The 26788-nt window shown below is 71.7% G+C and carries 18 protein-coding genes, 2 pseudogenes and 1 riboswitch; of the genes and pseudogenes, 9 read left to right on the top strand and 11 right to left on the bottom strand.

The window, feature by feature from the left end; translation table 11 throughout:
• Nucleotides 1-178: 178 nt before the first annotated feature.
• Nucleotides 179-2968 (bottom strand): helix-turn-helix transcriptional regulator, encoded by a 2790-nt coding sequence (locus ACFZAU_RS25095; protein WP_500554046.1) that lies wholly within the window; start codon nucleotides 2966-2968, stop codon nucleotides 179-181.
• A gap of 512 nt (nucleotides 2969-3480) precedes the next feature.
• Here ACFZAU_RS25095 and ACFZAU_RS25090 point away from each other — a divergent pair.
• Nucleotides 3481-4038: a hypothetical protein gene (locus ACFZAU_RS25090; RefSeq protein WP_500554045.1), complete on the top strand. Its 558-nt coding sequence runs from the start codon at nucleotides 3481-3483 to the stop codon at nucleotides 4036-4038.
• Between the two features lie 33 nt (nucleotides 4039-4071).
• On the opposite strand, the gene ACFZAU_RS25085 is transcribed toward ACFZAU_RS25090, so the two are convergent.
• The 3 genes from ACFZAU_RS25085 to ACFZAU_RS25075 form a co-directional block, all read right to left on the bottom strand.
• Nucleotides 4072-4719 (bottom strand): peptide deformylase, encoded by a 648-nt coding sequence (locus ACFZAU_RS25085; RefSeq protein WP_500554044.1) that lies wholly within the window; start codon nucleotides 4717-4719, stop codon nucleotides 4072-4074.
• 290 nt (nucleotides 4720-5009) lie between these two features.
• Complete coding sequence (locus tag ACFZAU_RS25080) at nucleotides 5010-6404, bottom strand: FAD-binding protein (protein WP_500554043.1); 1395 nt, start codon at nucleotides 6402-6404, stop codon at nucleotides 5010-5012.
• A gap of 120 nt (nucleotides 6405-6524) precedes the next feature.
• Nucleotides 6525-7433, bottom strand: a complete 909-nt coding sequence (locus ACFZAU_RS25075; protein ID WP_500554042.1) for a hypothetical protein — start codon at nucleotides 7431-7433, stop codon at nucleotides 6525-6527.
• 316 nt (nucleotides 7434-7749) lie between these two features.
• Here ACFZAU_RS25075 and ACFZAU_RS25070 point away from each other — a divergent pair, with 316 nt between their 5' ends.
• The 3 genes from ACFZAU_RS25070 (at nucleotide 7750) to ACFZAU_RS25060 (ending at nucleotide 10944) form a co-directional block, all read left to right on the top strand.
• Nucleotides 7750-9162, top strand: a complete 1413-nt coding sequence (locus ACFZAU_RS25070; protein WP_500554041.1) for an FAD-binding oxidoreductase — start codon at nucleotides 7750-7752, stop codon at nucleotides 9160-9162.
• Nucleotides 9163-9336: 174 nt separating this feature from the next.
• Complete coding sequence (locus tag ACFZAU_RS25065; protein ID WP_500554040.1) at nucleotides 9337-9804, top strand: SsgA family sporulation/cell division regulator; 468 nt, start codon at nucleotides 9337-9339, stop codon at nucleotides 9802-9804.
• A 198-nt stretch (nucleotides 9805-10002) separates the two neighbouring features.
• Nucleotides 10003-10944, top strand: coding sequence for a pyridoxamine 5'-phosphate oxidase family protein (locus ACFZAU_RS25060; RefSeq protein WP_500554039.1), 942 nt, complete (start codon nucleotides 10003-10005; stop codon nucleotides 10942-10944).
• Between the two features lie 33 nt (nucleotides 10945-10977).
• On the opposite strand, the gene ACFZAU_RS25055 is transcribed toward ACFZAU_RS25060, so the two are convergent.
• Nucleotides 10978-11580 carry a GPP34 family phosphoprotein gene (locus ACFZAU_RS25055; protein ID WP_500554038.1) on the bottom strand — a complete coding sequence of 201 codons (603 nt, stop codon included), beginning with the start codon at nucleotides 11578-11580 and terminating at the stop codon, nucleotides 10978-10980.
• A 447-nt stretch (nucleotides 11581-12027) separates the two neighbouring features.
• Between ACFZAU_RS25055 and ACFZAU_RS25050 the strand changes: the two genes are divergently transcribed.
• Nucleotides 12028-12291, top strand: a complete 264-nt coding sequence (locus ACFZAU_RS25050) for a hypothetical protein (RefSeq protein ID WP_500554037.1) — start codon at nucleotides 12028-12030, stop codon at nucleotides 12289-12291.
• 135 nt (nucleotides 12292-12426) lie between these two features.
• Here ACFZAU_RS25050 and ACFZAU_RS25045 read toward each other — a convergent pair.
• Both ACFZAU_RS25045 and ACFZAU_RS25040 read right to left on the bottom strand, forming a co-directional pair.
• A pseudogene (locus tag ACFZAU_RS25045) lies at nucleotides 12427-12849 on the bottom strand (SUKH-4 family immunity protein); the annotation flags it as partial.
• A gap of 59 nt (nucleotides 12850-12908) precedes the next feature.
• Nucleotides 12909-13004 (bottom strand): annotated as a pseudogene (locus ACFZAU_RS25040) (hypothetical protein); the annotation flags it as partial.
• 219 nt (nucleotides 13005-13223) lie between these two features.
• On the opposite strand from ACFZAU_RS25040, the gene ACFZAU_RS25035 reads away from it, so the two are divergent.
• Nucleotides 13224-13547 carry a hypothetical protein gene (locus ACFZAU_RS25035; protein ID WP_500554036.1) on the top strand — a complete coding sequence of 108 codons (324 nt, stop codon included), beginning with the start codon at nucleotides 13224-13226 and terminating at the stop codon, nucleotides 13545-13547.
• 34 nt (nucleotides 13548-13581) lie between these two features.
• On the opposite strand, the gene ACFZAU_RS25030 is transcribed toward ACFZAU_RS25035, so the two are convergent.
• Nucleotides 13582-14367 (bottom strand): thioesterase II family protein, encoded by a 786-nt coding sequence (locus ACFZAU_RS25030; RefSeq protein ID WP_500554035.1) that lies wholly within the window; start codon nucleotides 14365-14367, stop codon nucleotides 13582-13584.
• A 513-nt stretch (nucleotides 14368-14880) separates the two neighbouring features.
• Nucleotides 14881-16371, bottom strand: coding sequence for an MFS transporter (locus tag ACFZAU_RS25025; RefSeq protein ID WP_500554034.1), 1491 nt, complete (start codon nucleotides 16369-16371; stop codon nucleotides 14881-14883).
• A 338-nt stretch (nucleotides 16372-16709) separates the two neighbouring features.
• Nucleotides 16710-16911: riboswitch (cobalamin riboswitch) on the top strand.
• A gap of 28 nt (nucleotides 16912-16939) precedes the next feature.
• Between ACFZAU_RS25025 and nicT the strand changes: the two genes are divergently transcribed.
• The gene (nicT, locus tag ACFZAU_RS25020) at nucleotides 16940-18052 is read left to right on the top strand and encodes a Nickel transporter NicT (protein ID WP_500554033.1); all 1113 of its coding nucleotides are present in this window, start codon (nucleotides 16940-16942) and stop codon (nucleotides 18050-18052) included.
• A 232-nt stretch (nucleotides 18053-18284) separates the two neighbouring features.
• Here the strand turns inward: nicT and ACFZAU_RS25015 are convergent, their stop codons facing one another.
• Nucleotides 18285-18794: a cupin domain-containing protein gene (locus ACFZAU_RS25015; RefSeq protein ID WP_500554032.1), complete on the bottom strand. Its 510-nt coding sequence runs from the start codon at nucleotides 18792-18794 to the stop codon at nucleotides 18285-18287.
• 338 nt (nucleotides 18795-19132) lie between these two features.
• Here ACFZAU_RS25015 and ACFZAU_RS25010 point away from each other — a divergent pair, with 338 nt between their 5' ends.
• Together ACFZAU_RS25010 and ACFZAU_RS25005 are read left to right on the top strand one after the other, a co-directional pair.
• Nucleotides 19133-19795, top strand: coding sequence for a TetR/AcrR family transcriptional regulator (locus ACFZAU_RS25010; protein WP_500554031.1), 663 nt, complete (start codon nucleotides 19133-19135; stop codon nucleotides 19793-19795).
• 389 nt (nucleotides 19796-20184) lie between these two features.
• Entirely contained in the window at nucleotides 20185-21225 is a 1041-nt protein-coding gene (locus ACFZAU_RS25005; protein ID WP_500554030.1) for a hypothetical protein, read from the top strand.
• Between the two features lie 749 nt (nucleotides 21226-21974).
• On the opposite strand, the gene ACFZAU_RS25000 is transcribed toward ACFZAU_RS25005, so the two are convergent.
• Entirely contained in the window at nucleotides 21975-26615 is a 4641-nt protein-coding gene (locus ACFZAU_RS25000; RefSeq protein WP_500554029.1) for a family 78 glycoside hydrolase catalytic domain, read from the bottom strand.
• Nucleotides 26616-26788 lie beyond the last annotated feature (173 nt).

Here is a 26788-nt window from a genome sequence, read left to right as displayed (position 1 = left end):
ACCACCCCCACACGTGCGCTGCCGGCGAGGTGCATATGTGTGTGTCAGAGAGAGTGTTGCACACGTGTTGACAAGGGTGCTTTGCGGGTGTCTGGGTGACACATGTGAGTGCGGCGTCCTCCGGCCGCACCGCGCGCGCAACCGTCCCGCCCGGGGTCGTACGGCGCAGCGGCGGTCGTCAGTCCGCATCCGGTGGGTGGAGGGCGTCGCGCAGGGCCGTCCGGGAGCCGATGCCCAGCTTCGGGTAGATCTGGTAGAGGTGGGCGCCGACGGTCCGGTGCGAGATGAACAGCCGCTCGGCGATCTGCTTGTTCGTCAGCCCGCCGGCGGCCAGCTCCGCGATCTCCCGTTCCTGCGGGGTGAGGGCGGCCACGGCGCCGGTGCCGGGCTCGTCCACCACCTGTCCGGCCGCGCGAAGCTCCTTGCGGGCCCGCTCGGCCCAGGCCGCCGACTCCAGTCGCCGAAAGGTCTTCAGTGCGGCCGTCAGAGGGGCCTTGGACTCGGACAGGGCCCGGGACCTGCGCAGCCGTTCGCCCTGGGACAGCCGCACCCGGGCCACGGCGAACGGCCACCGGTCCCCGTCCGCGACGGCCAGCGCCTCGGAGAACAGCCGTGCCGCCTCGGCGTCGTCCTCCTCGACAAGGGCTTCGGCCCCGGCGGCGAGCAGGGCGAGCCGCGGTGAGAGCCCGGCGACGTTGGTCCGACGCAGGGCGCGTACGTGTTCGAGCGCCTGCTCCCTCCGGTCGGTGCGTACGGCCGCCTCCACCAGCTCGAAGAACACCCAGGCCGTGTGCGCCACGTAGGGAGGGAAGCTGCCGGCCGGGCTGATGGCGCTGATCCGGCCGAACGCGGCGTCGAAGTCGCCTTCGGCGATGTCCGCCAGGGCGTGCACGTGCTGGGCGCAGTGCACGGCCTCGCGGATGCCGCGCGGCGCCGCCCAGTTCGTCATCGCCTCGGCGAGGGCATGCGCGGTCCCCGCGTCGCCCCGGGACGCCGCCACCAAGCCCTCGGTGTACTGGAAGAACCACGTGCAGACCGAGTACCCGGACCTCCGGCACAGCGCCAGCCCCTCCTGGGACAGGTCCACCACCTCGGCCCACGTGCCGCGGTGGTAGCCGTCCAGGCACAGGTGCAGCAGCGCGCCGATGTGCCGGCGCACCGGGCCCCCGTCCCGCCCCTGCCGCACCAGCCGCCACGCCGCCTCGCGCATCTCGGCCAGCCGGTCCGGGTACAACGCGGACGTTCCCACCCGGACGATCCGGGCGGGATCCGTCTCCTTCGTCGTGCTCTCGATGATCTCGTCCAGCTCCCGCAGCGTCGTCGGATCGGTGTGGGCCGGGTCGCCCCAGGTCTTGGCGGCGACCAGCAGCAGCTTCGGCGGCTCCGGCCGCAGCCGCGCGACGGCCGCGTAGTACGGCGTCCACAGCTCCTCGCGCGCCCCGTAGTTGCACAGCAGCAGCAGGAAGTGCAGGGCATCGATGAGCGCCGGGTCCTCGGCGTCGTAGCCGTGACCACCCTCCTCGATGGCGCCGACCAGCAGGCGGTGCGCCGTCGTGAGGTCTCCGTCGCCGTTCAGTACGAGCTGTACGGCGGCGGTCGCCGAGCGGAGCGACGCGGCGTGCGCGGGATCGGCCCGCGACGCGTCCTCCAGCAGTTCTGACGCGCTGCGCAGCGCGCCGATCGCCTCGGCGCCCACGTAGGCGGCTTCCGACAGCCGGCGCGCGCGGTCGGTGTCCAGCGGGCTGAGGTCCGCGGCCCGGGTGAGCGCGGCGATCGCGGCCACGGCGTCGCCGCGGTCCAGGATGCGCCGCGCGGTGCGCTCCAGCAGGAGGGCGACCTCCTCGTCGGGCTGGAGGGTGGCCTCCCCCAGGTGCCAGGCCCGCCGTTCCGGCTTGCCGGCCAGTACCTCCGCCAGCGCCCGGTGTGCCGCGCGCCGTGCGCTGCTGGTGGCGGCCTCGACCACGGCCGACATCACCAGGGGGTGCCGGAACACCAGGCGGCGCGGTGACTCCGCCACCCGCACCAGCCCGTCCAGCTCGGCGGGGTCCAGGTCGCGCAGGTCCGCGTCGCCGTCGGTGACCTGCGCGGCGGCGGACAGCACCCCGAGGTCGCCGGTGCCGTCCAGGGTGGCGAGCAGCAGGAGGGTGAGGGTCGCGGCGGGCAGGCAGCGGACCCGGGAGGCGAACACGGACTGCAGGCGCTCGCCCAGCGGCAGGACGGCCGGCAGCGCCTCTCGGGCCCGGCGCTGGCCGGCACGCAACGCGTCCGGGAGCTCGAGCAGGGCCAGCGGGTTGCCTTGCGCGGTGTCCAGCACCCGCCGGCGCACCGGGTGCGCCAGGTCGGGGAAGCGCAGGTCGACCAGGCGGGCGGCGGCGTCCGCGTCGAGGGCCGGCAGTTGGTGGGCGGGAAGCCCGCTGCCGTCGAAGAAGCTGTTCACGCCGGTACGGGAGGCCGCGAGGAAGCCGATGCCCGTGCCGGGCAGCCGCCGGGCGAGGAAGCCGAAGACGGCGGCGCTGGCGCGGTCCACCCAGGGCAGGTCGTCCACGACCAGCAGGACGGGAGCGTCCTCCGCCGCCGAGCGCAGGAGGGCCAGCGCGGCGTTGCAGACCACCAGGCGCTCGGGGAGCGGGCCGGCGCCGAGTCCCAGGGCGATCTCGATGGCGTTCCGGCCGGGCGCGGGAAGCCGGTCCAGGAGGCCGTGCAGCGGCAGGAGGATCTGGTTCAGCGCCGAGTAGGCGACGTCGGCCTCGAACTCGACGCCGGCTGCGCGCAGGACGCGGCTCCCCCTGCCGGTGGCCGCCTCGGCCACGGCATCCAGCAGCGCCGACTTGCCGACGCCGGGCTCTCCGGACAGCAGCAGGACACCGTCCGCGTGCTCCGTGAACATCCCGAGGACACGGCCGAGGTCGCGCTCGCGCCCGACGAGGAGGCCGCCGGAGGCGAACTGCCGCGCGTCACCGGAGGCCACCGGCCACCGCCTCTCGCCGGTGCCGCCCCGAGCGTTCCGGCACCCCGGCGTTCTCGCGCGCCGCGCCCGGCGACGGGCGCCCGCACGGCGACCGTGCGGGCTCACGGCGTGACAGGTGCGCCGTCCGCGTGTGTGCGAACCGTGCCATGTGCCTTCCTCCTACGTTGCCCCGCCATTGTAGGAGGCAGGCGATCACCTGCCTCCTCGGTCGGACCGCAGGTCACCGGGCGGCCGCGTACGGTCACCGCCCCAGGGCACCGGCGCGGGCCTGGCAGCGCGCATGTGTCCCGCCTGACACGACTCCCCGGCAACCCCGGAGGGGGTCGCACACGATACGGTGACAAACTTACCGGGCGGTATCTTCACAGGGGGCCTCCGCGCACCCGGCACGTCGGCGCCTATCGTGATGAGTGCACATACCCGGCGAAGCACCGCACGTCGACACGTTTCCGCGGGAGACCCCCGGCGTGGGTACCATGCGCAACATCATCCATATCGAGGAGTGAACGGTTGTGACGAGCCAGTCAGCCGCCACGCTCCGGTCGCGGTACGTGGAACAGGCCGCATCGGATCTGGAGGAGAACCGGCGACGGCAGCGGGAGCTGTCGGACAGGATCGCGGTGTTGAAGCAGGAGGAGTCCCTCCTGATGGACATCCTGAGCCTCGCCGAGCGCTACGAGGGCTTCGCGGACGCATCGCGTCTGCCCGAGCAACTGCAGGACGAGCCGGCCGTCGCGAAGAGGAAGCGGGGCTCCGCCAAGGGCGGTTCCAAGCGGTCTGCGGCGGTCGGAGTCGCTCCCGCAGGCACGGCGGCCGAGACCGGCGCCGAGGGGACGTCGCACCGGCCGCTGCTCGGGGACCTGCTGGCGGACCTGCTCGGCGGCCACGACGAACCGCGCCCGGCGAAGGAACTGCGCGACGAGCTGATGACGAAGTACCCGGACCGCAGCCCCACCCCCCAGGTGGTGCGGAACACCCTGGAGTCGTTGGTCGCCAAGGGACGTGTCCAGCGCCACAAGCAGGAGCGTTCCGTCATGTACACCTTGCCGAAGGCCGCCGGGACAAAGTAGTCCGGCAACCGCGGAAGAAGCCCCGACGGGCCGTCAGGGCAGCTGGAACCCCAGGGCCGCCGCGGCCGTGGCGGCGGTGGGCTGCGACCAGCGCTCCGCCACCGCCTCGTTGGTGGACAGCGACCGCGGCTCGGCCACGTCCAGGTAGAGCGTGCCGTTCAGGTGGTCGGTCTCGTGCTGCACGATGCGCGCGGGCCAGCCGGTGAGCACCTCGTCGATCGCCCGGCCCTGCTCGTCCGACCCGCGCAGCCGCACCCGCGCGTGGCGGGCCGTCACCGCCTGGTAGCCCGGCACGCTCAGACAGCCCTCGAAGAACGCGGCCATGGCGTCGCCCTCCGCCTGGTAGGAGGGGTTGACCAGCACCCGGAAGGGGAGCGGGGTCCTCCCCCGGGCCTCGAGAGCCTCGTGCGGCCCGGAGGCCCGGTCCTCCACCACCGCGATGCGCAGCGGGACGCCGACCTGGGGTGCGGCCAGTCCCACACCCGGAGCGGCGAGCATCGTCTCGCGCAGCGCGGTGACGAACCGGCCGAGCAGCGCGGTGTCGAGCTGGCCCTCGTACGGCACGGCGGGGGTGCGCAGCACCGGGTCGCCGACGGCCACGATCGGCAGCGGGCCGTCGACGCGCAGGAGTTGCTCGACCCGCTGGGTCAGGGATCCAGGAGTGGTCGGCTGAGAGGACACGGGCTCGGCCTTTCGACGGCAGCGGGGCAGGTGGCGGTCGCCTGCCTCTGGACGGGGGCGGGCGGGTCGGTGGGCAAGGTTCACCGGCGCGCCGGCGGGTTCGGCCGGGGCCGATCCCCGAACACGGTAACCTCCCCGTCCCCCAGGTGCGGGAGAAACATGTGTGGCGCGGGGCGGATACGTTCACCCGATGACGTGCGGCAAGGGGAGACGCCCCCATGCCATCGGCGCCACGAAAGTCCCGTCACCGCCGGCAGGCGTGGTGACGGGACGTTTGTGGCGCGGCGGCGTCAGGCGGGCAGGACGTTGTGGTTGAAGCGGAAGACGTTGGTCGGGTCGTACTGCTTCTTCACGGCTGCAAGTCGCTCGAACCGCTCCGGCCCGTACACCTCGCGTACGCCCTCGGCGTCGCCGGCCTCGTCCGGGGAGAGGAAGTTCACCATGTTGCGTCCCGCCGTCCACGGCGCGAGTCCGTCGACGACCTTCGCGAGGTCGGCCCGCAGCGTCTCCCCGTGGCCGGGAGCGCCCACCGCGAAGCCGAACACGACGTACGGGAGACCGCGGCTGGGCACCGAGTTGGGGTTCGCCGGTTCCCGGTCGAAGGCGCCGCCGAGGGCCCGTATCTCGACGTTCGCCAGGGTGCACCCCGACTCCGGGCCGGTGAGCTCGACCAGCGCCCTCGCCGTGCTCGCCGAGAACTCCTCCAGGCAGGCACTGCGGTCGAAGTACGGCATCGGGTCCACCGGATCCATGTGGATCTCCGCGATCGCGGTGAAGGGCTTCTCCCCCACCAGGTCCATCAGCGCCGGGGCGGACTCACGGAGCTGCGCGATCAGTTCCGCCCCGTCGGCGGCCGAACCCAGGTAGCCGATGCGCAGGGCGACGACGAAGGCGCCGCGCAGCGGCTCGGGCAGCACCGGGATGTCGGGCAGCCGCTGGATGGCGACGGACGAGGTCATGTCCTCGCCGACCGTGGGGAGCCAGGTGCGCCAGGCCTCGAGTATCCGGGCCAGGTGCTCGCCGGGGAAGTAGACGCAGCCGCCGTAGAAGCGGGAGACCGGGAACACCTCGAACTCGATCGACGTCACCACACCGAAGTTGCCCTTGCCGCCCAGCACCGCCCAGAACAGGTCGGGTTCGCTGTGCGGGGTCACTTCGCGCAGTTCGCCGTCGGCCGTGACCATGTCGAACCGCCGCACATGGTCGGCCGCGTAGCCCAGGCTCCGCCCGAGCAGCGGGCTCTGGCCGCCTCCGAGGGTGTAGCCGACGACACCGACCTCCGGCGCCGAGCCCACGATCGGGGCCAGGCCGTACTCCGCGGTGTGCGGCAGCACGTCGCTCCACCGCACACCCGCCTCGACCCGCAGGACGTGCTCCCGGGCGTCGAGGGCGATGCCCTTCATCCGCCGCGTCGTGATCAGCAGACCGCCCTCCGCGGACGCGACCACCTGGTGGGCCGTGGACTTCACCGCGACGGGCATCCCGTGGCGGCCGGCGAAACGGACCGCCGCGCGCACGTCGGACGCGTCCGTCGCACCGACCACCACGGCCGGACGGAGGGCACAGGTCAGGTTGTACGTGGCGCATTCGTCGTCGTATCCCGCCTCCCCGGCCTCCAGGACGGGACCCCGCACGGACCCCCGCAGCTCCGCCAGGTCCTCGGGCCGAAAGTTCACACTCGCCACGCAGATCACAACCTCACTACACACATGCGAAAGCGCCCCCGTGGCATGTTCGTACCGGACATGCGGGACGCGCGGGACACACCCTGACACCAGGGGAACGAGCCGCACACCTTCCCGCGTTCACATGAACCGCTGCGTCGCACATGGTGCCAAGGTGTCGCCCGGCAGGATCCCCGTCACGTGGCGCACCTGCTGGAGGATCGGAGACGCCTCCTCGACGACGCGCACCACGGGATGCCGATCGGCCTGCTCCGACGTCAGCACGTGCCCGTAGGCCGCGGTGATCACGTGGAGGACGGCGGCACCCGCCCGTGCGACGTCCGCCACGAGCCGCTCCTGCAGGGACGGCGCCCGGCCCGCGCGTACGGACGGCGCGCCGTGCAGGGTGACCGCGAGGTTCCGCCGCTCGTCGCGCAGGACCGCGGCGAGTTCTGCCGCCGCGGTGGCGAATCCGGCCGGCGCTGTGAAGCCGGCACCCGCACACCGTCCGGCCAGGAGCTCGACCGTACGGCGGGCCGCTCCCAGCGCCAGGCCGGTGACGGCCGTCCACGCGAACGCCGCGTCCCCGTCCCGCAACGGCGTACCCGTCGTGTACGTCACGAGGCCCGCCGGCACGTACAGGTCCTCGATCCGGAACACCGGACCGGCTCCGTCACCTGCGGCCGGGGCAGCCCGGCCGACGCCGGGGACCGCCTTCGAGGGCACCACGAAGAGATCCGGGCACTCGCCGGGGGCGGCGCCCAGCGGCAGGGCCAGCCACGATCCGGTGCTCGCGGAGGGTGGGGACCACCGTCCCGACAGCGCGAAGCCGCCGGGAGCCGGACGGGCCGACGGCTCCGGGGACACCGGGGACCCCGCGCGGGGCAGGGCGGTGGCGAGCGGCGCGGCCCAGTTCCAGGTGCGGGTGAAGTCCTCCCAGGCCACCGCGGGGTCGGAGTGCCCGTCGGACTCGAAGAACGCGAACACCTTCGCGAGAGGTGCGTCCGGTCCGAGGACCTTCAGATAGGGACCGTGCATCGGCGTGTTCATGACTCGGGCAGCCTGTTCTCCGGCCTCGGCGCCGGTGGTCGTCTGCGCGAACGCGTGAACCCCGGCGCACGCGGGGTGATCGACGCGCCGGGCGGTTGCCACAGCGGGTGGGCGGGCGGTTGTGTCGTCGTTCATCGGTGGACCGGTCTCTTCCTCGCACTCCGCCCAGGTGGCACACCTCGGCCGGGTCGCGGCAGTGGTGACGTGTTCCCCCGTGTGAGTCGACGTGTGTGCGAGCAGCACGGTTCATGTGAGAAGTGCCACTCACAGGTGTGCCTCGGTGAACTCCCCTCCACCGCCGTCGCGTGTACCGGACATGAGTACCTCGCACGACAGGCCCGCCCGGTCCACCGGTATCCGCCACCTCGACGCGCTCCGAGAGGCCGTCTCGGGCCCGGTCCTGGTGTCCGGCGATCCCGGATACGTCGCGGAATGCGCCGGACACAACATCCTGCGCGCGGTGCGCCCGACGGTCGTCGTGGGAGCCGCCCACACCGCGGACGTGGTGGCCGCCGTGCGGTACGCCCGGATACACGGGATGCCGGTCGCGGTGCGCAACGCCGGGCACCAGGCAGTGCTGCCGGACGCAGGCGACTGGCTGCTGATCACCACCGGCCGGATGCATGACATACGTGTCGAACCCGGTGCCCGAACGGTGACCGTCGGCGCGGGCGCCAGGTGGCGTCAGGTCGTCGAGGCGACCGTCAAGCACGGGCTCGCACCGCTCAGCGGCTCGGCACCGAACGTCGGTGTCGTCGGGTACACGCTGGGCGGGGGCATCGGACCGCTGCTGAGCCGCCGGCACGGCTACGCGGCCGACCAGGTCCGCCGCATGGACGTCGTCACCGCTGACGGACGGCTGCTGCGGGTCACACCGCGCAGCGATCCGGAGCTCTTCTGGGCGCTGCTCGGCTGCAAGGGCAACTTCGGCATCGTCGTCGCCATGGAGTTCGCGGTCTTCCCGGTCACCCGCTTCTACGGCGGCGGGCTGTGGTTCCGCGGTGAGGACACCGCACAGGTGCTCTCCGTGTGGCGTGCCTGGCTGGAGACCGCGGACGAGGACACGACGTCGTCGGTGGCGGTGCAGCGCCTGCCGGACACCCCGGGCCTCCCCGACGTGCTGCGGGGCGCTTTCGTCCTGCACGTCCGGGTCGGCCACCTCGGTCCGGGCGCCCGCGGCGAGCGTCATGTCGCGCCGCTGCGCGCAGCCGCCGTCCCCCTCCTGGACACCGTCGCGGAGCGCCCCTTCGAGCAGGCGGGTGTGATCCACCAGGATCCCGTGCGCCCGGCGCACGTATCGGAGACGAGTGTCGGCCTGCGCGAGCTCTCCGCCGCCGCCACCGCCAGGTTCACCGAACTCACCGGCGCGGACTCCGGCTGCCCGCTCACCATGGTGGAGATCCGGGCCCTGGGCGGCGCCCTGGACCGGGAACCGCAGGTGCCCAACGCGGTGCCCTCCCGCGGGCTGCCCTTCGTCACGTTCGCCGTCGGCGTCGCACCGGCGGCCGAGGCCGCACCGGTGACGGACTACCTGGCCACGTACGCCGACGGCATGTCGCCATGGGCGGACCACCGCAACATCCTCAACTTCCTATCGCCGTCGGCCGCCTCCACCGAGGCTCAGATGCGGCGGTTGTTCGGCGACGAGCGCTACGCACGGCTGGCGGCGGTGAAGCGGCGGATGGACCCGGACAACGTGTTCCGGGTCAACCACAACGTGCGGCCCTGACGGATCGCGCACCGCCCCGGACCGGTCGGGGCCCCCGTGGAACGACGGTGCCCGTTCACCACCCCCGATCCGCGGAATCACGTCGGTCAGGACGGTCAAGTTACCTATGCGCGGCGGAGCCCCGATGACCAGAGTGAGGGGTGCCCACTCCGCCGGAGAGAGAGATCCATCGTCATGAGCGCCAACCAGCCGAGGATGCGGACCCGCCGAACCGCGTCGCGCACCTGCCCTGCGCTGTCCTTGGACATCGAGCGCGTACTGGGCGTCGCCGTCCGGCAGACGATCCGGGCCCGATTCCGGTTCGACCCGCAATCGCCGTGGATCGTGTCCGTGAGCTTCGGCGTCGAAGGCGGCCCCCAGGTCCTGTGGCGTATCGGACGGGACCTGCTCCAGCAAGGGCTGTACTCGATGAGCGGCCTCGGTGACGTCCGGATCCGGCCGTCGCATCCGGAGCAGCGGGACACCGCATGGCTCCAGCTGACCTCGGGGGACATGGCGGCCCTCTTCGAGCTGCCGGTGGCGCCGCTGGCGGCATGGCTGGAGCACACCTACGAGGTGGTTCCGGCAGGTCACGACCTGGCGGGTCTCGACTGGGTCCACGGCGCGGATCTGCTGCGCGGCGCGGAGGCGCACTCCGGCTGACACACGGTGTCCGGACCACGGGCTCACCGCGTGGCGCCGGATGCGCGAGCAGCCGCCCGTGTGTCCCCGGGCCCGCGGCGAGAGTGAACCTTTCCCGACTCGCCACACGTGTGAAGGACGTCGGCCGACGTGTTCACACACGGCCGCGTCCTCCAGTGGTATCCCGATCCGCCCTCACCGATCCAGATTGGCCGCCCGATGCATCTCGACCCTGTGGTCGCCAAGGCCGTCGACGCCTACCGGACCTGCGAGTTCGTCACCCTCGCCCGCGACGGCACGCCGATGGTGTGGCCGACGGTGGCCCATCGCCGCGACGACGGCACCTTCCTTGTCACCACGTCGCTCGCCTTCGCCCAGAAGGCGCTGAACGTTCGTCGCGACGGACGGGTCGCCCTGCTCTTCTCCGATCCCACCGGCAGCGAGCAGGGCGCTCAGGACCAGATCTTCGTCTCCGGCACGGCGGCCTGCCCGGAGGAGGTCGTGACCTCCCCGGCGGGCGACGAGGCGTACTGGTCACTGCTCTTCGACCGCCAGCCCGACAGCCGGCGCTATGTGGATCCTCCCGCCCGCTGGCTCATGGACTGGTACTACCTGCGCCTGCTGATCACCATCACCCCGACCGAGGTGCGTACCCGCCCATCCCTGGCCACGCGACTCGCCGTACCTCGGGACACGCCCCGTGGGACGTCGTCCCTCCCGGGTGCCGACGTCCTCGCTCGTTTCCCCACCGCGGTTCTCGGCGCCCGGGACGCCTCCGGTGCCCCCCTGCTCATGCGGACGCCCACCGAAGCGGCACCGGAGGGGTTCCTGGTCGAGCCGGCCTCCGACTGCGAGGTCGTCCCCGGCCCGGCCGCGCTGCTCGTGCACCACCACGACGACCGACTCGCCGGCCTCTACCAGGCGCTCGTACGGGGAGAACTGCAGCGGTGCGACGACGGCAGCTGGCTGCTGGTGCCGCGGCGGGTGATCCAGCCGAACGGCGAGGGAAGCCCCCGGGACCAACTGCGCCTCCTGCGTACCGCCCGCCGGACGACGAAGACCTACCTGAGCCGCCGTGGCCTTGCCCGGCCGCGCGTGGACTGGCCTGCCCTGAAGTACCTCGCCCGGGCATCCGCCGTACGGGAATCGCGAGGGGAATAGCGGCGCTGGGTGGAGCGCCGCTGCGGGCCTGCGTCAGGGGGCCCGCCAGATGTTGTCGTAGGCCTCCTGCTCGATCGTCAGGCGCTGCCGTACCGCCTCCAGTTCCTCCACGGCGGCGTTCACCTCGGCGAGTACGGTCGCCACCGTCTCGTCCGTGACGTCGGGCTCCTCGGTGCCGGGGTCCGCGGGAACCCTCGCGGCGGCGGCGAGTGCGACGAGGACGGGCTCCTTGGACGTCCACCGTTCGACGGCCTCCCGGCGAGCGGTGGAATCGACCAGCACCAGCTCTCCGGCCTCCAGCGGCCACCAGTGACGGCGCCTCATGACGGCGCCCCCGGACGCCCGCAGGTCCTCCCGATAGGCGGCTGCCAGGTCGCGGCCCCTGCGCCACAGCCAGTCCATGACCGACTCGTACGGTGCAGGTGCGACGGCGGCGGCGGCCTGGTCCAGGAGGCGTTCGCCCGTGGAGAAGCGATCGCCGGGAACGACGAGGTCACCGTCCAGGGTGGCCGCTCCGTGGGCGAGCAGGTCGAGCAGTTCGGCTCCCGCGAGCGCGAGGGACAGGTCGCCCTGCGGTACCGGGGGGCTCGGCGACACATGCATGACGACGATCAGCAGGTCCTGTGGTGTGGTCATGGCGACTCTCCGTCGTAGAGGCCACCACAGTACGTCGCGGGCGACCCCGGTCCCCTCGCCGACACGGCAGCTCCGCCGCCGTCCTCCACTCCTCCGGAGCCGACGTCGCGGGTTGCGGGAGTCCGTATCCGCGGCCCTGCTCGCGGACGGGGCGTCAGCATCGGTAGGTGCCGGGAGACCTGGGCATACTCCCGGTCGTGACGACGTATGACCGCATCGGCGCGACGTACCATCACACGCGGCGACCCGACCGCCGGATCGGTGCCGAGATCCACGAGGCACTCGGCGATGCCGGCACCGTCGTCAACGTCGGCGCCGGGTCCGGTTCCTACGAACCACCGCGAACGGTACTGGCGGTGGAACCCAGTGCGGTGATGATCGCCCAGCGGCCGGCGGGATCCGCGCGGGTCCTGCGGGCACGCGCCGAGTCACTCCCCATCGCCGACGATGCGGCCGACGCGGCGATGGCCCTACGACTGCACCGACGGATTCGGAGCCGCGTTCTGGCGCCGCCCCGGGGCGTACCTCGATCCGGAAGTGCGGGCGGGCATCTCGATGCTCGCCCAGACCGGCGAGGGGGCCCTCGGCCCGGGCCTGGCCCGGCTGTCCGGCGACCTGGCGTCCGGCCGGTGGCACGAGCGACACGCCGCCCTGCTGGACCACGACGTCCTGGACGTCGGCTACCGGCTTCTCGTGGCCGACCTTCAGTAGCGGACGGACAAGCCCCGCCGCGGCGACCCGGCTCGTGACGGCCGGTCCGGAAGGAGGCTCCCGTCTGGATCGGCAGCAGGCACCAGGCTGCGCGACCCGGCCCCGCCGAACACCCGTGGTGCCGGCGGGCGGGCGTCACCACATCCCTCCGGACACCTCGTCGTGGACGGTCTCCCAGACTCCGTCCCCGTCCGCGTACGGAACCGGGTCGACCCGCGACAGCGCTGCCCTGATCTCCTCCGCGACGGCGATCAGGTCGTCGATCTCCGGGAACTCGTCCGGAGGGTCGTAGTCCGGCCGGCGGCGCTCCAGGAGGTACATGCCGTAGGCCATCCCGGAGACGTCGGTGTGGACCTCCTCGATCCGGCGGGTGTCGGGGTTGATCGCGCGGACGGACCCCGTCCTCCCGTCGAGCACCACGTCGCTCGAGAACGCCCGGCCCAGATGCAGCCAGTGGCGCACGTCGGAGGTGAAGCCCTCGAAGTCCAACAGGCGGCCGACGTCCCGGTACGCAACAACGGGGTCAGTCCGTCCGCCAGGTCCTCCCGGAGTCCGAAGAGCACGCCGTCGGCCCGGGGCAGGCCCACTTCGGCCAGAAAGTGGGCCGTGTCCTCGTGGACGAGCAGGTCCCCCTGCACGTCGAGGGGGACGCGCACGATGCGCCCCGGAGCGAAGACCTCGGCCAGAAGGGCGGGGGTCACGGAGGCGATCATGGTGCTTCCTCTTCGACGGATCCACCTGAAACGAACTCAGGTTACGTCTCCTCCCCCCTGATCCTCGACGCCACTGCCGGGCGGTGTCTCCCAGGTCGCTCACCGGCTGTCCGGCGAAAGCCGATCCGGAGCAGTGGTCGCAGTGAGAGGCCGACATGCGGCCCAAGAGCCTGGTCGACGCCATGGGTGGCAACTGAACGCACTGGCAGCTGTGGTCCGTTGAATCCCGGCGGACCGCACTCGGGGCCGGGCGACCGGGCGGGCACCGTCGCACGCACCTGCGGCCTCGCCGCTCCCCGAGCCCTCGGGGCCGCCGGGCTGTACGTGCACCTGGTGGCGCAGGCGCAGGACGTCGTGATGGGGCTGACCGTCACGGCGCGCAAGGGGTCGCAGGTGCAGGGGCCGGTGGCGAGCATGGCCCAGGTGCTGCCGCTGCGCATGCGCGTCACGGCGGGCATGAGCGTGCGTGACCTGGCGAGGGAGGCGTCCGCGCGGAGCCGGGGGGCGCGCGTCAGGTGGGGACGGTACTGTCCGCCGTCCTGACGAGGCGTTCCAAGTGACATCGGGGCAGCAGCAATCAGTTCGCTGTCCGGAGCCGTGCGAGGAGGTCCCTCACGAGGCTGCCGGCTTCTTCCACGAGGTAGAAATGGCCGCCTTCGAAGGACCGGAAGTCGAAACTCGCCCTCGTGATCGCCGACCACGCCATGACGGATTCGTGATCGAGGTCCTTTTCGCCGTTGCCGTAGTACGCGACCACGGGAACGTCGAGGCGGGAGTCCTCGTCGGGAATGCGCGCGTCGTAGCGTTCCAGCAGGCGGTAGTCCGCGCGGATCGCGGGCAGCACGAGTTCGAGCAACGCGGGGTCGCGGAACACCTCGGCCTGTGTGCCGCCCATCTCGGACAGGTCCGCGATCAGCTCCTCGTCGCCGGCGTCCGCCAGCCCAGGCCTCCTCCGCTCCTTCCCCGGGCCGCCGCGTCCCGACACGAACAGTGCGGTCACGGTCCGCCCGTGTTCCTCCCTCAGGCGAGTGGCGAGCTCATAGGCGACGGACGCCCCCATGCTGTGTCCGAAGAAGGCGACAGGGACGTCGAAAAGTTCACAGGACGCGCCGGCGAGGTCCGCGACCAGCTCGTCCATCGTCTCGGCCGGAGCGTCCAGGAAGCGGCTCTCGCGCGCCGGGTACTGGGCGGCGAGCAGCTCCACGCCTTCGGGTACGAGATCCTTCCACGGACGGAAGAAGTTGGCGGTTCCTCCCGCATGCGGGAAGCACACGAGTCGCAGCGTGGGGGCCGGAGCGGGCCTGATGGTCCGGAACCAGCGACTGGTCGCCGTAGGGGAGGTGCCGGCATTCTGTGGGTTCACGTGGATCCGTCCGATGGGGATCGCGGCGTCAGCGCCGCCTCGCCTTGTTGCGCCATCCGTCCGTGGACTTCGCCGGCCCGGTGACCCCGGGGATGCCAGGAGCGCCCGAATCGTGTGCGCGGCGCCAAAGGGCGGGGGGAGACGGACCCGGCGACGTACCTGCTCCGGAGCGTGCGGCTTGTCGGCCTGAGTTTATCGTCGGCCGTCGGCAGCGGCACACCGAGCACCACCGCCGGACGGGTCCGTCCGCCTGAGGCGGGGAGCCGACGGCACGGTCGCGCCCCCGGGTGGGGCGGAGCCTCCAGGCACCGCTCCCAGCCGACCGTCGAACGCTTCCGGCGGAGGCCCTTATGGCGGTCGGCCCGTCCGGGTTGTGGGTCTCGGAGAGCCGTCGCGCCGGGAAGCCGGAGGACGGCTCGTGCTGCTGCGTCGTGACACGCTCGGCCACCCCCTCGCGGGCGGCGTGCCCGTCGACGCGCGCGAAGGCGGTGGCGGCGTTGTCGACCGCGGTCCTCAGGTATGGGCTGTGCCCTGTTGGGCGGCGGGCAGTTCCTTGGGAGGTTGCACGAACAGGGCGAGGATGGCGACGGCGGCGGCCAGAAGGGCTCCGGCGACGGTGAACGCGATGCGGTAGCCGTACAGATAGCTCTCCAACCGCACGGAGGGCGTGGTGCTGGTACCGCGGGAGGCGAGATGGCCGGTGACTGCCGATAGATAGAGGGTGTTGAGCAGGGCCGGCCCCAGCGCGGCCCCGATCTGCTGACTGGTGTTCAGGGCCGCGCTGGCGACTCCGGCGTCCTGCGGGTCGACGGCAGCAAGCACGACGTTGGGGCCGGCCAGGAAGAACAGGCCCACCCCGATGCTGACCAGCAGTTGCGTGGGCAGGACTTCGCCCGTGTAGCCGGAGGCCCCGTCCAGGCGGGTCAGCCACAGCAGGCCCGTCGTGGCCAGGGCCGAGCCCGCGACCATGAGCGTTTTGGGGCCCCAGCGGGCGACCAGTGGTGCGCTGAGGGTGGTGGTGGCGATGATGCCGACGCTGAAGGGCAGGAACGCGAATCCGGCCTGCAGCGGGGTGTAGTGGAGATTGACCTGCAGGAAGTAGGTCATGAAGAGGTTCATGCCGAACATCCCGGCTCCGATGAGGAGGTTGCCCAGGAACACTCCTGCCCGGCTGCGCTCCGAGATCACTCGCAGCGGCAGCATCGGGAGCGCGGTGCGGCGCTCCACCATGACGAACGCCGTCAGCAGCACAAGAGCGGCCGCCAGCAGGAGGAGCGTCGGTGGCGCCGCCCAGCCACCGCCTTGCGCTGCTTCTGTGAACCCGAAGACGAGGGCGACCAGCCCTCCGGTCACGAGCGCAGCCCCGGGAATGTCCAGGTGACGTTCGCCCTCGGCGCGGCTCTCACGGACGGACGGTCGGGCCGCCATCACCATGGCGAGCGCGATGGGAACGTTGATGTACATGCACCAGCGCCAACCGGCGAACTCGGTCAGTACGCCGCCGAGCAGCAGCCCGACCGCACCACCGCCGCCCTGGAAGGCGCCGTAGATCCCGAAGGCTTTGGCCCGCTCCTTCGGGTCGGTGAAGGCGACGGTGATCAGGGACAGAGCCGCAGGTGCCAGGAGCGCGGCGAAGGCGCCCTGCATCGCGCGGGCGGCGAACAGGACGCCCGGCGTGGGGGCGAGGCCGCCGAGCATGGAGGCTGCGGCGAACCCCAGTAGGCCTGTGACGAGTATTCGCTTGCGTCCGGCCAGGTCGGCGATGCGGCCGCCCAGCAGCAAGAGACCGCCGAACGCAAGGGCGTACGAGGTGATCATCCATTGCCGGCCGGCATCGGTCATGGCCAGGTCGCGCTGCGCCCGGGGCAGGGCGATGTTCACGATCGATACGTCGAGTACGACCATCAGCGTGGCCACCGAGCACACGATCAGGGTCGTCCAACGGCGTGGATCAGCAGTCGCCTGGGACTGGTCCGTTCCCGCGGATGGGGCGGGCGTGGTCATCAGTGATCCTCCTGGAAACAGATCGACGAGGGGAGAGGAGCGGTGGGCAACCGCGTCGACCGGAGCCTGCGCTCCCGGCAGGAGAAGGGGCAAAGCCTCATGCCGGATCGGCAAGTTTTGAGGTGCACGGATGTGTCGGGGCCTCGGGTTCCGAGCGTCGGCACGGTCCCTTCCTCGGAAGCACGGGTGCGGCGACGGCCTGCGGACACGATGGCCGTCGATGGTGCCGTGTCCGGAACGCTCGACGGAACGAGGTGGACGGGCGTGGCCCCCACAGGCCCGGATGTGATCTTCAACCCCTCCGGTCCCGGAGCCTTGCAGGCCTCCCACCAGGGAATCTAGGGTGGTCGCGCCGTGGTGCTCGGGAAGACCGGTGACAGCTGACGCAAGCTCACTCCGGAGCGGCCCTCGCCACTGTGATCGGGTAGTTCCCGCCTCTTCCGCCATCGGCGGTGCCACTGGCCTCACCAAGGCCGGGAAGGCAGAGGCGGGCGCGCTTCGCCCGTAAGCCAGGAGACCGGCCGCGGCATCTCACGAAGTGATCCACGAGGTGCTGGAGCGTGACCGCATGACCCTGCCCACATCCGACCTGCCCGCATCCGGCCTGCCCGCGGCCTTCCGCTGGCGGCGCGAGGACACCGTCCGCACCGCCGGCCTGATGGCGGTGATCGTGGCGCTGCACGTCGTCGCCTTCGGGATCCTCTTCCTCCTCGTGGTGCCGAACCACTACGAGGTCGGTTCCAAGGCCTTCGGCCTGGGCCTCGGCGTCACCGCGTACACGCTGGGGATGCGGCACGCCTTCGACGCCGACCACATCGCCGCCATCGACAACACCACGCGCAAGCTCATGGCGGACGGCAAGCGGCCCGTCTCGGTGGGCTTCTGGTTCGCCCTCGGGCACTCGAGCGTCGTCGTGGCCATGGCGGCCCTCGTCGCCGCGGGCACGCAGCTCGCCGGCACCCTCGCCGACGAGGACTCCGGCACCCACCAGACGCTCGGGCTGGTCGGCACCACCGTCTCGGGGACCTTCCTCTACGCCATCGCCGCGCTCAACCTCGTCGCGCTGCTGGGCATCCTCCGGGTCTTCAGGAGCATGCGCCGGGGGTCCTTCGACGAGTCCGCACTCGAGGCGCACCTGGACTCGCGCGGCTTCATGAACAGGATCCTGGGCCGGCTGACGAAGGCGATCACGCGCCCGGGCCAGATGTACCCCCTGGGCTTCCTGTTCGGGCTGGGCTTCGACACGGCCACCGAGGTGGCGCTCATGGTCATGGCCGGCAGCGGGGCCGCGGCGGGACTGCCGTGGTACGCGATCCTCTGCCTGCCGCTGCTGTTCGCCGCCGGCATGAGCCTGTTCGACACGCTCGACGGGACCTTCATGAACTTCGCCTACCAGTGGGCGTTCTCCAACCCGGTCCGCAAGGTCTACTACAACCTCACGATCACCGGTCTGTCGATCGCCGTCGCCTTCCTCATCGGCACCATCGAGCTCGTCGGTGTCCTGCACGACAAGCTCGACATGACGGACGGCTTCACGGGCTGGGTGGCAGGACTCGACCTCGACAACGTCGGCTACGTGATCGTCGGCCTGTTCGTGGCCGTGTGGGCCGTCGCGATCGCCTACTGGCGCCTCGCCAGGGTGGAGGACCGCTGGGCGGCGCGAACGGCGAGCGGCGGCTGACGCCTTCCGGGACGGAGGGGCACCCGTCGCGCAGCCGGCACCGGGCGCATCGCCCACGATCCCAGCGAACGGTTCTCCCACGTCCGGCCAAGGGCTGGGTGCCGGCCATCGGTCCGTGGTGCGGCCTGCGCTACCTGCACGCAGAGCCGCAGCGACGGGGGCAAGACCCTTGGGGCCTGACGGGCAACCGAGCGCCCGCAAGGCCCCAAGGTGTGAGCGTCAGGGGGCCGGTTCAGCTTTCCGGCATCACGGGTGAGTCGATGTCCAGATCGGCGAGCGATTCCCCGTAATCGGCGAATCGCCGGGCGTCCCACAAGGGGGCGGGCACACCGGGTACGGGCTCGTCGCCCCTCATGAAGAGGGCCTCGGGGCCGCCGGGGGTGAACAGGAAGAGCATCTTGGCGTGACGGGTGCTCTTGTTCAGGAAACGGTGGCGGATACCGGGCGGGACGTACAGGAAGTCCCCCGATCGGGCGATGATCTTCTCGTCGCCGTTGAGGAACTCGAGTTCACCGTCGAGCAGGTAGAAGGCTTCGCTGTTGCGGTTGTGGACATGCGCCACCGGCCCCGCGCCGGGCGGTATGTCCGCCTCGACGAAGCCCAGGTGTCCGTCGGTGTTGTCGGTGTGGACCTTGACCGAGTAGACGTTGTCCGACACCCACTTGGTGATGCCTTCGCCTGCGGGCACGTGGATGGCTCCACGTTTCGTCCAGCGAGGGTCGTCGGTGTCCATCTGCAGCATGGGAAGACTCATCCAGGACTCCTCACAGTAGAAGCAGGCGCGGTCGACCCGGCGCCTGACAGTTGTCAGATTACCCGGGCCTGACAGCTGTCAGGCAAGCAGCCCCCTTTGCAGCGCGCTTCCCGGACCTCCCAGGTCAGGCCACTGCGCGACCGTCGGGCCTCTGTCGGCTTTCAGCAACGTGCGGCGGTAATGTTCGATGAGGCGCCGCCTCCCGTGGCCGCTCGAGCCCCGAAGTCCGTCGCGGTGGTGGCGCACCGCGGCGCAGGTGGCGTGACTTCCGGCCACCAGCTGGGATTCGGCCGCTCGGCCGATGAGACGTCAGAAGGATGGGTGAGGTGTCAGTGCCGGCAAACGGCGCGATGGACGACACGCGGGACGACCGCCGCCGGGCGAGATCGCCGCAGGTCGACCTCAGCGATGCCGAGATCCTCCAGCGTGGACTCGAGGCCTTCGCCGAATTGGGCTATTCGGGCGCGTCCGTGCGGGAACTGGCCAAGCGCCTCGGGGTCAACCACAACTTCATCAACGACCGCTTCGGTTCGAAGGAGAAATTCTGGCGCGCGGCGGTCGACCATGCCCTCAGGGCTCCCGTCCAACGGCTCAGCACCATCCTCGACGGTGACCTGGACGACGTCGACAAGTTCAAGTGCGTCGTACGGACCTTCCACTCCCTGGCGGCGAACATGCCCCATGCGAACCGCATAATCTCCGACGAATCCGTTTTCGAGACCGACCGCCTGAACTACCTGTACAGCGAGTACACCGGCCGATTCGTGGAGAAGCTCGAACCGCTCGCGCAGCGGCTCATCGCCTCGGGCCGGATGCCGGCCATGAGCATGGACGTCCTGTTCAGCGCGCTCACGGGGCCCGCAGTCGTCATGACCCAGAGGCAACTCGTACGCCGCATGTACGAGGAGGGGGAACCTCAGGCGGAGGAGTGGCGGCCGAAGACGGAATCCTTGAGCGAGGTGGTGATCCGAGGGCTGCTCGGCTCATAGGTCCCTGCTTCCGGCCTCAGGGCGGGACAGCCGGCTCACCAGGGCTCGAGGCCTCACGGGCTCTCTTCAGGACCGTCAGGAGGCACACCCGACGAGCAACTGCATCCGGAGCAGCTGCCTCCGGTCCGGCGCGCTGCGCCTGCAGAACCACGATGCCGTGGCGCGCGGATGAACGCCGGGAGCCGCCCGGGCGACCGCCGGGCGGTGTTGTCCCGCGGGCGTCACGGTTGGGCAACACCGCGCCGCCGGGACCCGCGACCCGGGCATGCGGAGCCGCACCATGGGTGTGTTCGGGCGGGATGACGAGGGGAAACGCGGGGGCAATGGAATTCACGGTCGAGCGGACGCTGAGACGGCGCGGCAGACGGTTCTTGGTCGGGGGGATCATCGTGACGGCGGTCGCCCTGGTGTGGCTGGCCGACCTGAAGTCGAACGGCAGGACGACGGCCGGCAGCGACAGCGCGATGGCCGCGTGGTTCGTCCTGTTCCTGTCGGTCGTGTCGGTCCTCCGGGGGTGGCGCGACCTGCGCAAGGCGAAACGGCCCTTCCAGTTGCGGGTCGACGGGTTCGGCATCACGCTGCACGACGCCGAGCTGGCCTGGGAGCAGATCGACACCGTCTCTCTCCGGCAGGTCCCCAACTCCGCGGAGAACGTCGACGAGCTCCCCGCGTCGCCCAAGTCGCTGCTGACCCTGTGGACCGCACCTGGCGTGACACTCCGCCGCAAGCCCGACCTGACCTTCGGCGACGACCGGACCCGCTACACCCTCGTGGACTGCACGGACCTGGACCAGAGCGTCTCCGAGCTGGCCGCCGCCCTCGCGGAGCACGCCGGAGCCCGCTTCGAGACCGCGCCGCGCTCCGTGCGGCCGCCGATCCCGGTGGCCGTGACGGGGCCCGAACGGAATGTGCCCGGTGGCGAGCAGGTCTTCGCCGACACTCGCCAGGCCGGCACCTGGGCCGTGGTGTGGGCTGCGGCGGCCGCCGTCCTCACGTACTCCTTCTGGGAGCTGATCAGCCGCCCCACCGAGGGCTTCGTGACCGTCATCACGCTCTGCTGCCTGGTCGGTGCCGTCGCCGGCTGGCCCCTCGCCGGCCGGTCCCTCTTCCGATGGCGCCGGCCCCTGCGGCTGCGGGTCGGCCCCGCCGGGATCGGCATGCGTGAATTCACCGAGGAGGAGCAGTACTTCACCTGGGCGCAGGTCGCGGCCGTCTCGGTCGGACCCCGGTCTCCGGGTAGCCGGGACACGCGGCCGTGGGTCGTGGTGTGGCCGTTGCCGGGCACGCCCACGACCCTCCCGCACAGCTATCTGCTGGACGGCCACCAGGCCTACGCCCTGGTCCGGCTGGACCGCCTGCCCGGCGGCGCGGAGGCGGTCGTCCCGGTCATCCGGGCGTACGCGGGAGAGCGCTACGCCGAAACGGCCTGAGGGCGGGAGTCTCCGGCCGTTCCTCGACGCGGACGCGGTGCCGAAGGCTTGTCGCCGGCGACGTGGCCGAGGGTGCAGGCCGCCCTCAAACGGGCGAACGAGATCCTCGGGCCCGCGACGCGCGCCGTCGCGGCCGGAACCCGACCGGGTGGAGGTTCACGGGCTGCGTGCCCCGGGCCGGAGAAGACGCGGGGCAGGTAGCGGCCGTACTGGTGGCGCAGGGCGACCAGCCGCGGGTCGTCTGCGTGGGCGAAGGCGGCGACCCGGCGGCCGCGCCCTGCGGGACGTTCGCCCGGACGGTCGCGCGGACGATCGAGGAGCCGACAGCGACGACCCGGTCCAGGTCGCCGGCGGCTTCGGCCTGGGGCGCGAGTCCGCAACGTCCGGCTCGGCTGCCGTCGGTCAGCCGCCGGTGACGGGACCTGGGTCGAGCACGGCAAGGCCCCCAGGACCCTGCCGTCCACCCTGCTGAACTCCGCCGGGCAGGAGGTCGACCGTGACCTGTGCGGCTACCCGGAGGTCTCCCGCTACGACGGCCACGGCGACCCGCACGACGCGCCCAGCTTCCGCTGCGTCGCCCCGTACCGGCACTGACCTCGATGTGACGGCCCGGGATGCCCCGGGCCCGGCACCGGCGACCGGTTCAGGCGGCGGCGCCACACCTCCCGTCGCTCCCGCACACCCGTGCCGCGCGCCGTGTGCCTGGGTCCCCCGACCGCGGGGACCCAGGTACACGACGTTCAACGGTGTCAGTCGGCCGGCATCACCCACACGTCGGCGATCGAGGGGTCGTAGTCGGCGCCGGTGTCCTGGAAGCGGAGCCGTACGGTGCCGTCGGCCGTGTCGGCGGAGGGATCGACCACGAACTGGTGGGTGATCGTGCCTAGGCCGCCCTCGGTCCGCCTCAGGTCGACGCTGTGCACCGCCTTGCCGTCGGCCTGGACGTCGTAGGTCTTGCGCCGGGGGCCGTCGAAGGTCTCGACGACGCGGACCACGAAGCGGCCGGTGGTGGGTACGGCGGCGTCGAACTCGAACCAGCCGCCCGGGTAGGAGGAGTGGGTGTACCGCCGGGTCAGCCCGGCCTCGGTGTTCGTCCCCGAGTGCTCCGACGCCGTGAGCCGGTGGGCGGACTCCGACGTCCCGTCACCGAGGTCGACGTGGTCGCCCGACTGCGCGGGCGGGGTGGGCAGGGAGACCGTGATCGTGCCGGTGGCCTGCTCCGCCGCCGTCGAGCCGGTCGCCGCGGTGACCGCGGCCGGGCCCTCGACGACGGTGAGGGGCACCGTCACCGCGGTGTCGACCGTCGTCTCCTGCCCCGGGGCCAGCTGGTAGCCGACCGGGTCCGGCGTCGGCCAGCCGTCGGGGAGGCCGAGCGTGAGCTTGCCGGACTGCGCGACGTCGGTGCGGTTGGTCAGCACGGTGCGGACGGTGGTCCGCTCGCCCGGGCCGGCCGGGTCGGGCGTGGTGGACACCCGGCCGATGGCGACGCCGGGGGCGATCACCAGGCCCGCCGACACCGGTAGCGTCGCCGTGCCTCCCGCGTACTGGTAGGACACCGAGCCGGTGAGGTCGGCCACGGACGCCGGCGCGTCCTTCGCGACGGTGACGTCGTAGGCGTGCTCGAGCGTGCTGCCCGCGCCCGTCGTGGTCGCGTGCCGGCCCACGGGCTTCACCGTCCAGCCGCTGGGTGCCTGCAGTGTCGAATCCACGCCGGTCAGCGGCTGCTTGCCGGTGTTCTTCACGGCCACGTTCACGCGGACGACGTCGCCCGGGAGGATCTCGCCGGCCGGCACGTCCAGCGTGGCCACCGCGCCGACCAGGCGCGACGACGCCCGCGAAAGGACCTTCTCGATGCCGGCCAGTGAGTCACGCAGCTTCGTGGCCGCGGTCTTGTCGATCGCGCCCTGCTCGGCGTACGTCCGCGTCCACCGGTCGAGGTCGGCCACGCCGGCGAGCGCACGGTGCACCGCGGCGGCGGTCAGCCGCTCGTCCGCGCCCTGGGCCTGCAGGCGCCACGCGGCGTCGAGCTCCTTCCGCGTCAGGACGGTGCGAAGCTGCAGGTGCCCCTTGGCGATCTTGCCGAGACCGCGCACCTGCAGCGCGTCGACGTCGTCGGCGAACGACCCCGCCTGGACCCGGGCCACCCCCAGGTCCCCGAGCACCGGGTCGACCGCGAACGCGTAGTGCCCCGAGCCGACCTCCAGCACCACGTCCCCGCCGGCCTGCTCGACGTAGGCCACGTCGTCGACGTCGCCGATCGGCCTGCCGCCCTCGGTGACCGCCCAGCGGTTCGCCGCCGGGATGCGCACCTCGGCGGTGGTGTTCGCCGGCACGGTGACGTCGAGCTTCATCGCCCCGCCGGTCGTGTCCCACGCGCTGCGCACGGTGCCGTACGGCGTGTCGTGGCTGAAGTCGACGTGGTCGACGCCCTCACCGGGCTCGGGGGCGATGAGCACCTTGCGGTAGCCCGGTTCTGCCGCCGAGACGCCCGCCATGGTGCGGTACATCCACTCGCCGACGGCGCCGTACGCGTAGTGGTTGAACGAGTTCATGCCGACGTCGTTGAAGGTGCCGTCGGGGTTGATCGAGTTCCACCGCTCCCAGACCGTGGTCGCGCCCTTGCCGATCTCGTAGCCCCAGGACGGGTAGTCGGTGTGCTGCAGCAGCCGGTAGGCGATGTCGGTGCGGCCCGCCTCGGTGAGCGCCGGCAGCAGTCCGTCGACGCCGAGGAAGCCGGTCGACAGGTGGTAGTCGCGGCGCTCGAGGGTCTTGACGAACTTGGCGACGATCGCGTCGCGCCGGTCGGCGGGGGCGAGGTCGTTGGTGAGCGTCAGGATGTACGAGGTCTGGCTGTCGCCCTTGACGGTGCCGTCGGCGCCGATGAACGCCGCCTGGTAGGCCGACCTGATCGCCTCGTGGCGCTGCCGGTACGCGGCCGCGTCGTCGTCCCGTCCGACGGCGGCCGCCATCTGGGCGAACTCGAGGGTGCTCTTGGCGACGAACGCGGTGTCGAGCACGTCGGCAGGGGTCGCGTCGTCGAGGTTGAGCCAGTCGAGGTAACCGCCGGCGGAGCGGATGTGGTTGGTGGAGTCGGCGTCGAGGAAGTCGACGTAGGCCTTCATCATGTCGTAGTTGTCGCGGATGACGTCGGTGTCGCCGTAGGCCTGCCACAGCGTCCACGGCACGTGCACGCCGGCGTCCATCCAGCCGGCCGACTCGTAGCCGCCGTCGAAGCGTCCGGGGACCACGGGGGCGACGCCGGGCAGCGAGCCGTTGGGCCGCTGGGTGTCCCGCAGGTCCTGCAGCCACTTGGTCAGGAAGGACTGGGCGTCCATGTTGTAGACGGCGGTGCGGGCGAAGACGTTGATGTCGCCGGTCCAGCCCATCCGCTCGTCGCGCGCCGGGGTGTCCGTGGGGATGGACAGGAAGTTGCCGCGCATGCCCCAGACGATGTTGCTCTGCAACTGGTCGACCAGGTCGGAGTCGGTGTCGAGGCTGCTGGTGAGGTCGCCGTCGGTGCCGACGACGACGCCGACCAGGTCCTCGGCCGCGGGGGCCTCGTCGACGCCGGACACCTCGACGTAGCGGAAGCCGTGGAAGGTGAACGAGGGCTCGAAGGTCTCCGGCCGGTCGCCGGCGAAGGTGTAGTGGTCGGTCGCCTTCGCGGTGCGCAGGTTCGCGGTGTAGAGCGTCCCGTCGGGGTTGAGGACCTCGCCGTGACGGATCGTCACCGTACGGCCGGGCTCGCCCTCGAGGGTGAGGCGGACGTGGCCGACCATGTTCTGCCCGAGGTCGTAGAGGAAGGTGCCCGGGGTCGGCGAGTCGATCCGCTTGGCGGTCCTGAGTTCCTGGGTGACCCGTACGTCGACCGCGGTCTGCGGTTCGAGCACGTTCACGGGCTCGTCGCGGACGTCCGCCGTGGCCCAGGCCGCGTCGTCGTAGCCGGGCTTGTCCCAGCCGGCGACCTGCTTCGCCACCCGGGCGTCGTAGGACTCGCCGTCGAGGAGGTCGGCCTCCCGGGTCGGACCGGAGGTGGTGGTCCAGGTGCCGTCGGTCCGGACGGTGGTGCTGGTGCCGTCGGTGAACTCGACCAGCATCTCGGCGATCACCGAGTCGTCCTTGCCGTAGACGTCGGTGCCGAACATGGCGACCTTGCCGCTGTACCAGCCCGGTGCGACCTCGGCGCCGAGCACGTTGGCGCCGGCGCGGACCTGCCGGGTCACGTCGAAGGTCTGGTAGTCGATGCGCTTGTCGTACGCCGTCAGTCCGGGTGCGAGTTCGGCGTCGCCCACCCGTGCGCCGTTCAGGCGCAGTTCGTACACGCCGCGCGCGGAGGCGTAGACGCGGGCCCGGGCGACCTTCTTGCCGCCGAGGTCGAACTCCTTGCGCAGCAGCGGAACGGCTTCGTCGCGCCGCAGCCAGGCCTCGCCGCCCTCGCTGTCGACGCGCAGGCCGCCGGCGGTGACGGTGCCGGACGCGAAGGTGCGGTCGCCCGCCGGGAAGGCGGTGTCGGCCAGGACGGTGCCGTCGGCGCTGGTGACCGTGACGTCGCGGACCAGTCCGCGCTCCGCGCCGCTGGTGCGGAAGCCCATCGTGCCGGGGCCGCCGAACGTGGTGTCGGTGCGCCGGTCCAGCTGCTTGCCGTCGACGGTGGTGGTGATCGTGTCGCCGTCGACGGCGATCGCGTAGTCGTGCTCGGCGGCGAAGTCGAACCCGGCCGGGAACGGTGTCGCCTTGAGGACCGAGTAGCCGCTGTTGCGCTTCACGTGGGGGCGCAGCGCGTCGTCGGCCTCGCTGATCTGCCACATGTAGGCGTTCTCGGTGTCCTGGCCGCGGAAGTAGACGCCGAGCGCCCCGTTGATGCCGGAGGCGGTGAACTCGACCGTGTAGTCCTTCCACTGGGCGCCGAGGGCCGGTGTGTCGGCGCCGATCCACGAGGCGCTCCACGGCTGGCCGCCCAGAGCGGTGCCGAACGTGGCGGGCTTGCTCCACTGGGAGGCGGTGCCCCGGTCGTCCCACACCCGGACGGACCAGACGTAGTCGGTGTGCGGGCGCAGCGCGGGGCCGCCGTAGCGGACGCCGACCGACTGGCGTGAGGTGACCTTCCCGCTGTCCCAGACGTCCGGTCTGTCGATGCGGCCGGCCGAAGAGGCGACGTGTATCTCGTAGGCCCGCTGCATGACGCCGCGGCGTTCCGAGTCGAGCTGCCAGCCGAGGGTGGGTGCCGTCAATGGGATGCCGAGCGGCTCGTCAAGGGCGTTGACCGTCAGATGGCCGGCGCTCGTTGCGGCGGCGGCTGGGGCGGCGGGTGGACTCGCTGCCGTCGCCGTCGTGGTGGGCACCACGACGAGGACCGATGCAGCGACCACGGCGGCGATGTGCTGACGCACGGGCGCTCCTCAAGAGGCGTAATGAATCGCTTCAATGACACTCTGGAGGGCATCCCACCACTCTGGCAACGAGTTGGACAGACTTGCTCGCACAGATTCGATAGATCAATGAAACGGTTTAACCCGACGGGTCCATCGCACCCTGTGTTGGAGGGGGTTGACCCGGCGTCTTG

Origin of the sequence: Streptomyces sp. NPDC008238, assembly GCF_042956445.1 — a bacterium.
GTDB lineage: Bacteria > Actinomycetota > Actinomycetes > Streptomycetales > Streptomycetaceae > Actinacidiphila.
This window is presented reverse-complemented; position numbering and strand designations above follow the sequence as displayed.

What these genes read in the sequence shown, in the direction of transcription:
- ACFZAU_RS25075 (WP_500554042.1), bottom strand. Translation starts at nt 7,433, where the DNA reads ATGAACACGCCGATGCACGGTCCCTATCTGAAGGTCCTCGGACCGGAC.
- ACFZAU_RS25070 (WP_500554041.1), top strand. Translation starts at nt 7,750, where the DNA reads ATGAGTACCTCGCACGACAGGCCCGCCCGGTCCACCGGTATCCGCCAC.
- ACFZAU_RS25065 (WP_500554040.1), top strand. Translation starts at nt 9,337, where the DNA reads ATGAGCGCCAACCAGCCGAGGATGCGGACCCGCCGAACCGCGTCGCGC.
- ACFZAU_RS25060 (WP_500554039.1), top strand. Translation starts at nt 10,003, where the DNA reads ATGCATCTCGACCCTGTGGTCGCCAAGGCCGTCGACGCCTACCGGACC.
- ACFZAU_RS25055 (WP_500554038.1), bottom strand. Translation starts at nt 11,580, where the DNA reads ATGACCACACCACAGGACCTGCTGATCGTCGTCATGCATGTGTCGCCG.
- ACFZAU_RS25050 (WP_500554037.1), top strand. Translation starts at nt 12,028, where the DNA reads ATGCGGCCGACGCGGCGATGGCCCTACGACTGCACCGACGGATTCGGA.
- ACFZAU_RS25025 (WP_500554034.1), bottom strand. Translation starts at nt 16,371, where the DNA reads ATGACCACGCCCGCCCCATCCGCGGGAACGGACCAGTCCCAGGCGACT.
- nicT (WP_500554033.1), top strand. Translation starts at nt 16,940, where the DNA reads ATGACCCTGCCCACATCCGACCTGCCCGCATCCGGCCTGCCCGCGGCC.
- ACFZAU_RS25015 (WP_500554032.1), bottom strand. Translation starts at nt 18,794, where the DNA reads ATGCTGCAGATGGACACCGACGACCCTCGCTGGACGAAACGTGGAGCC.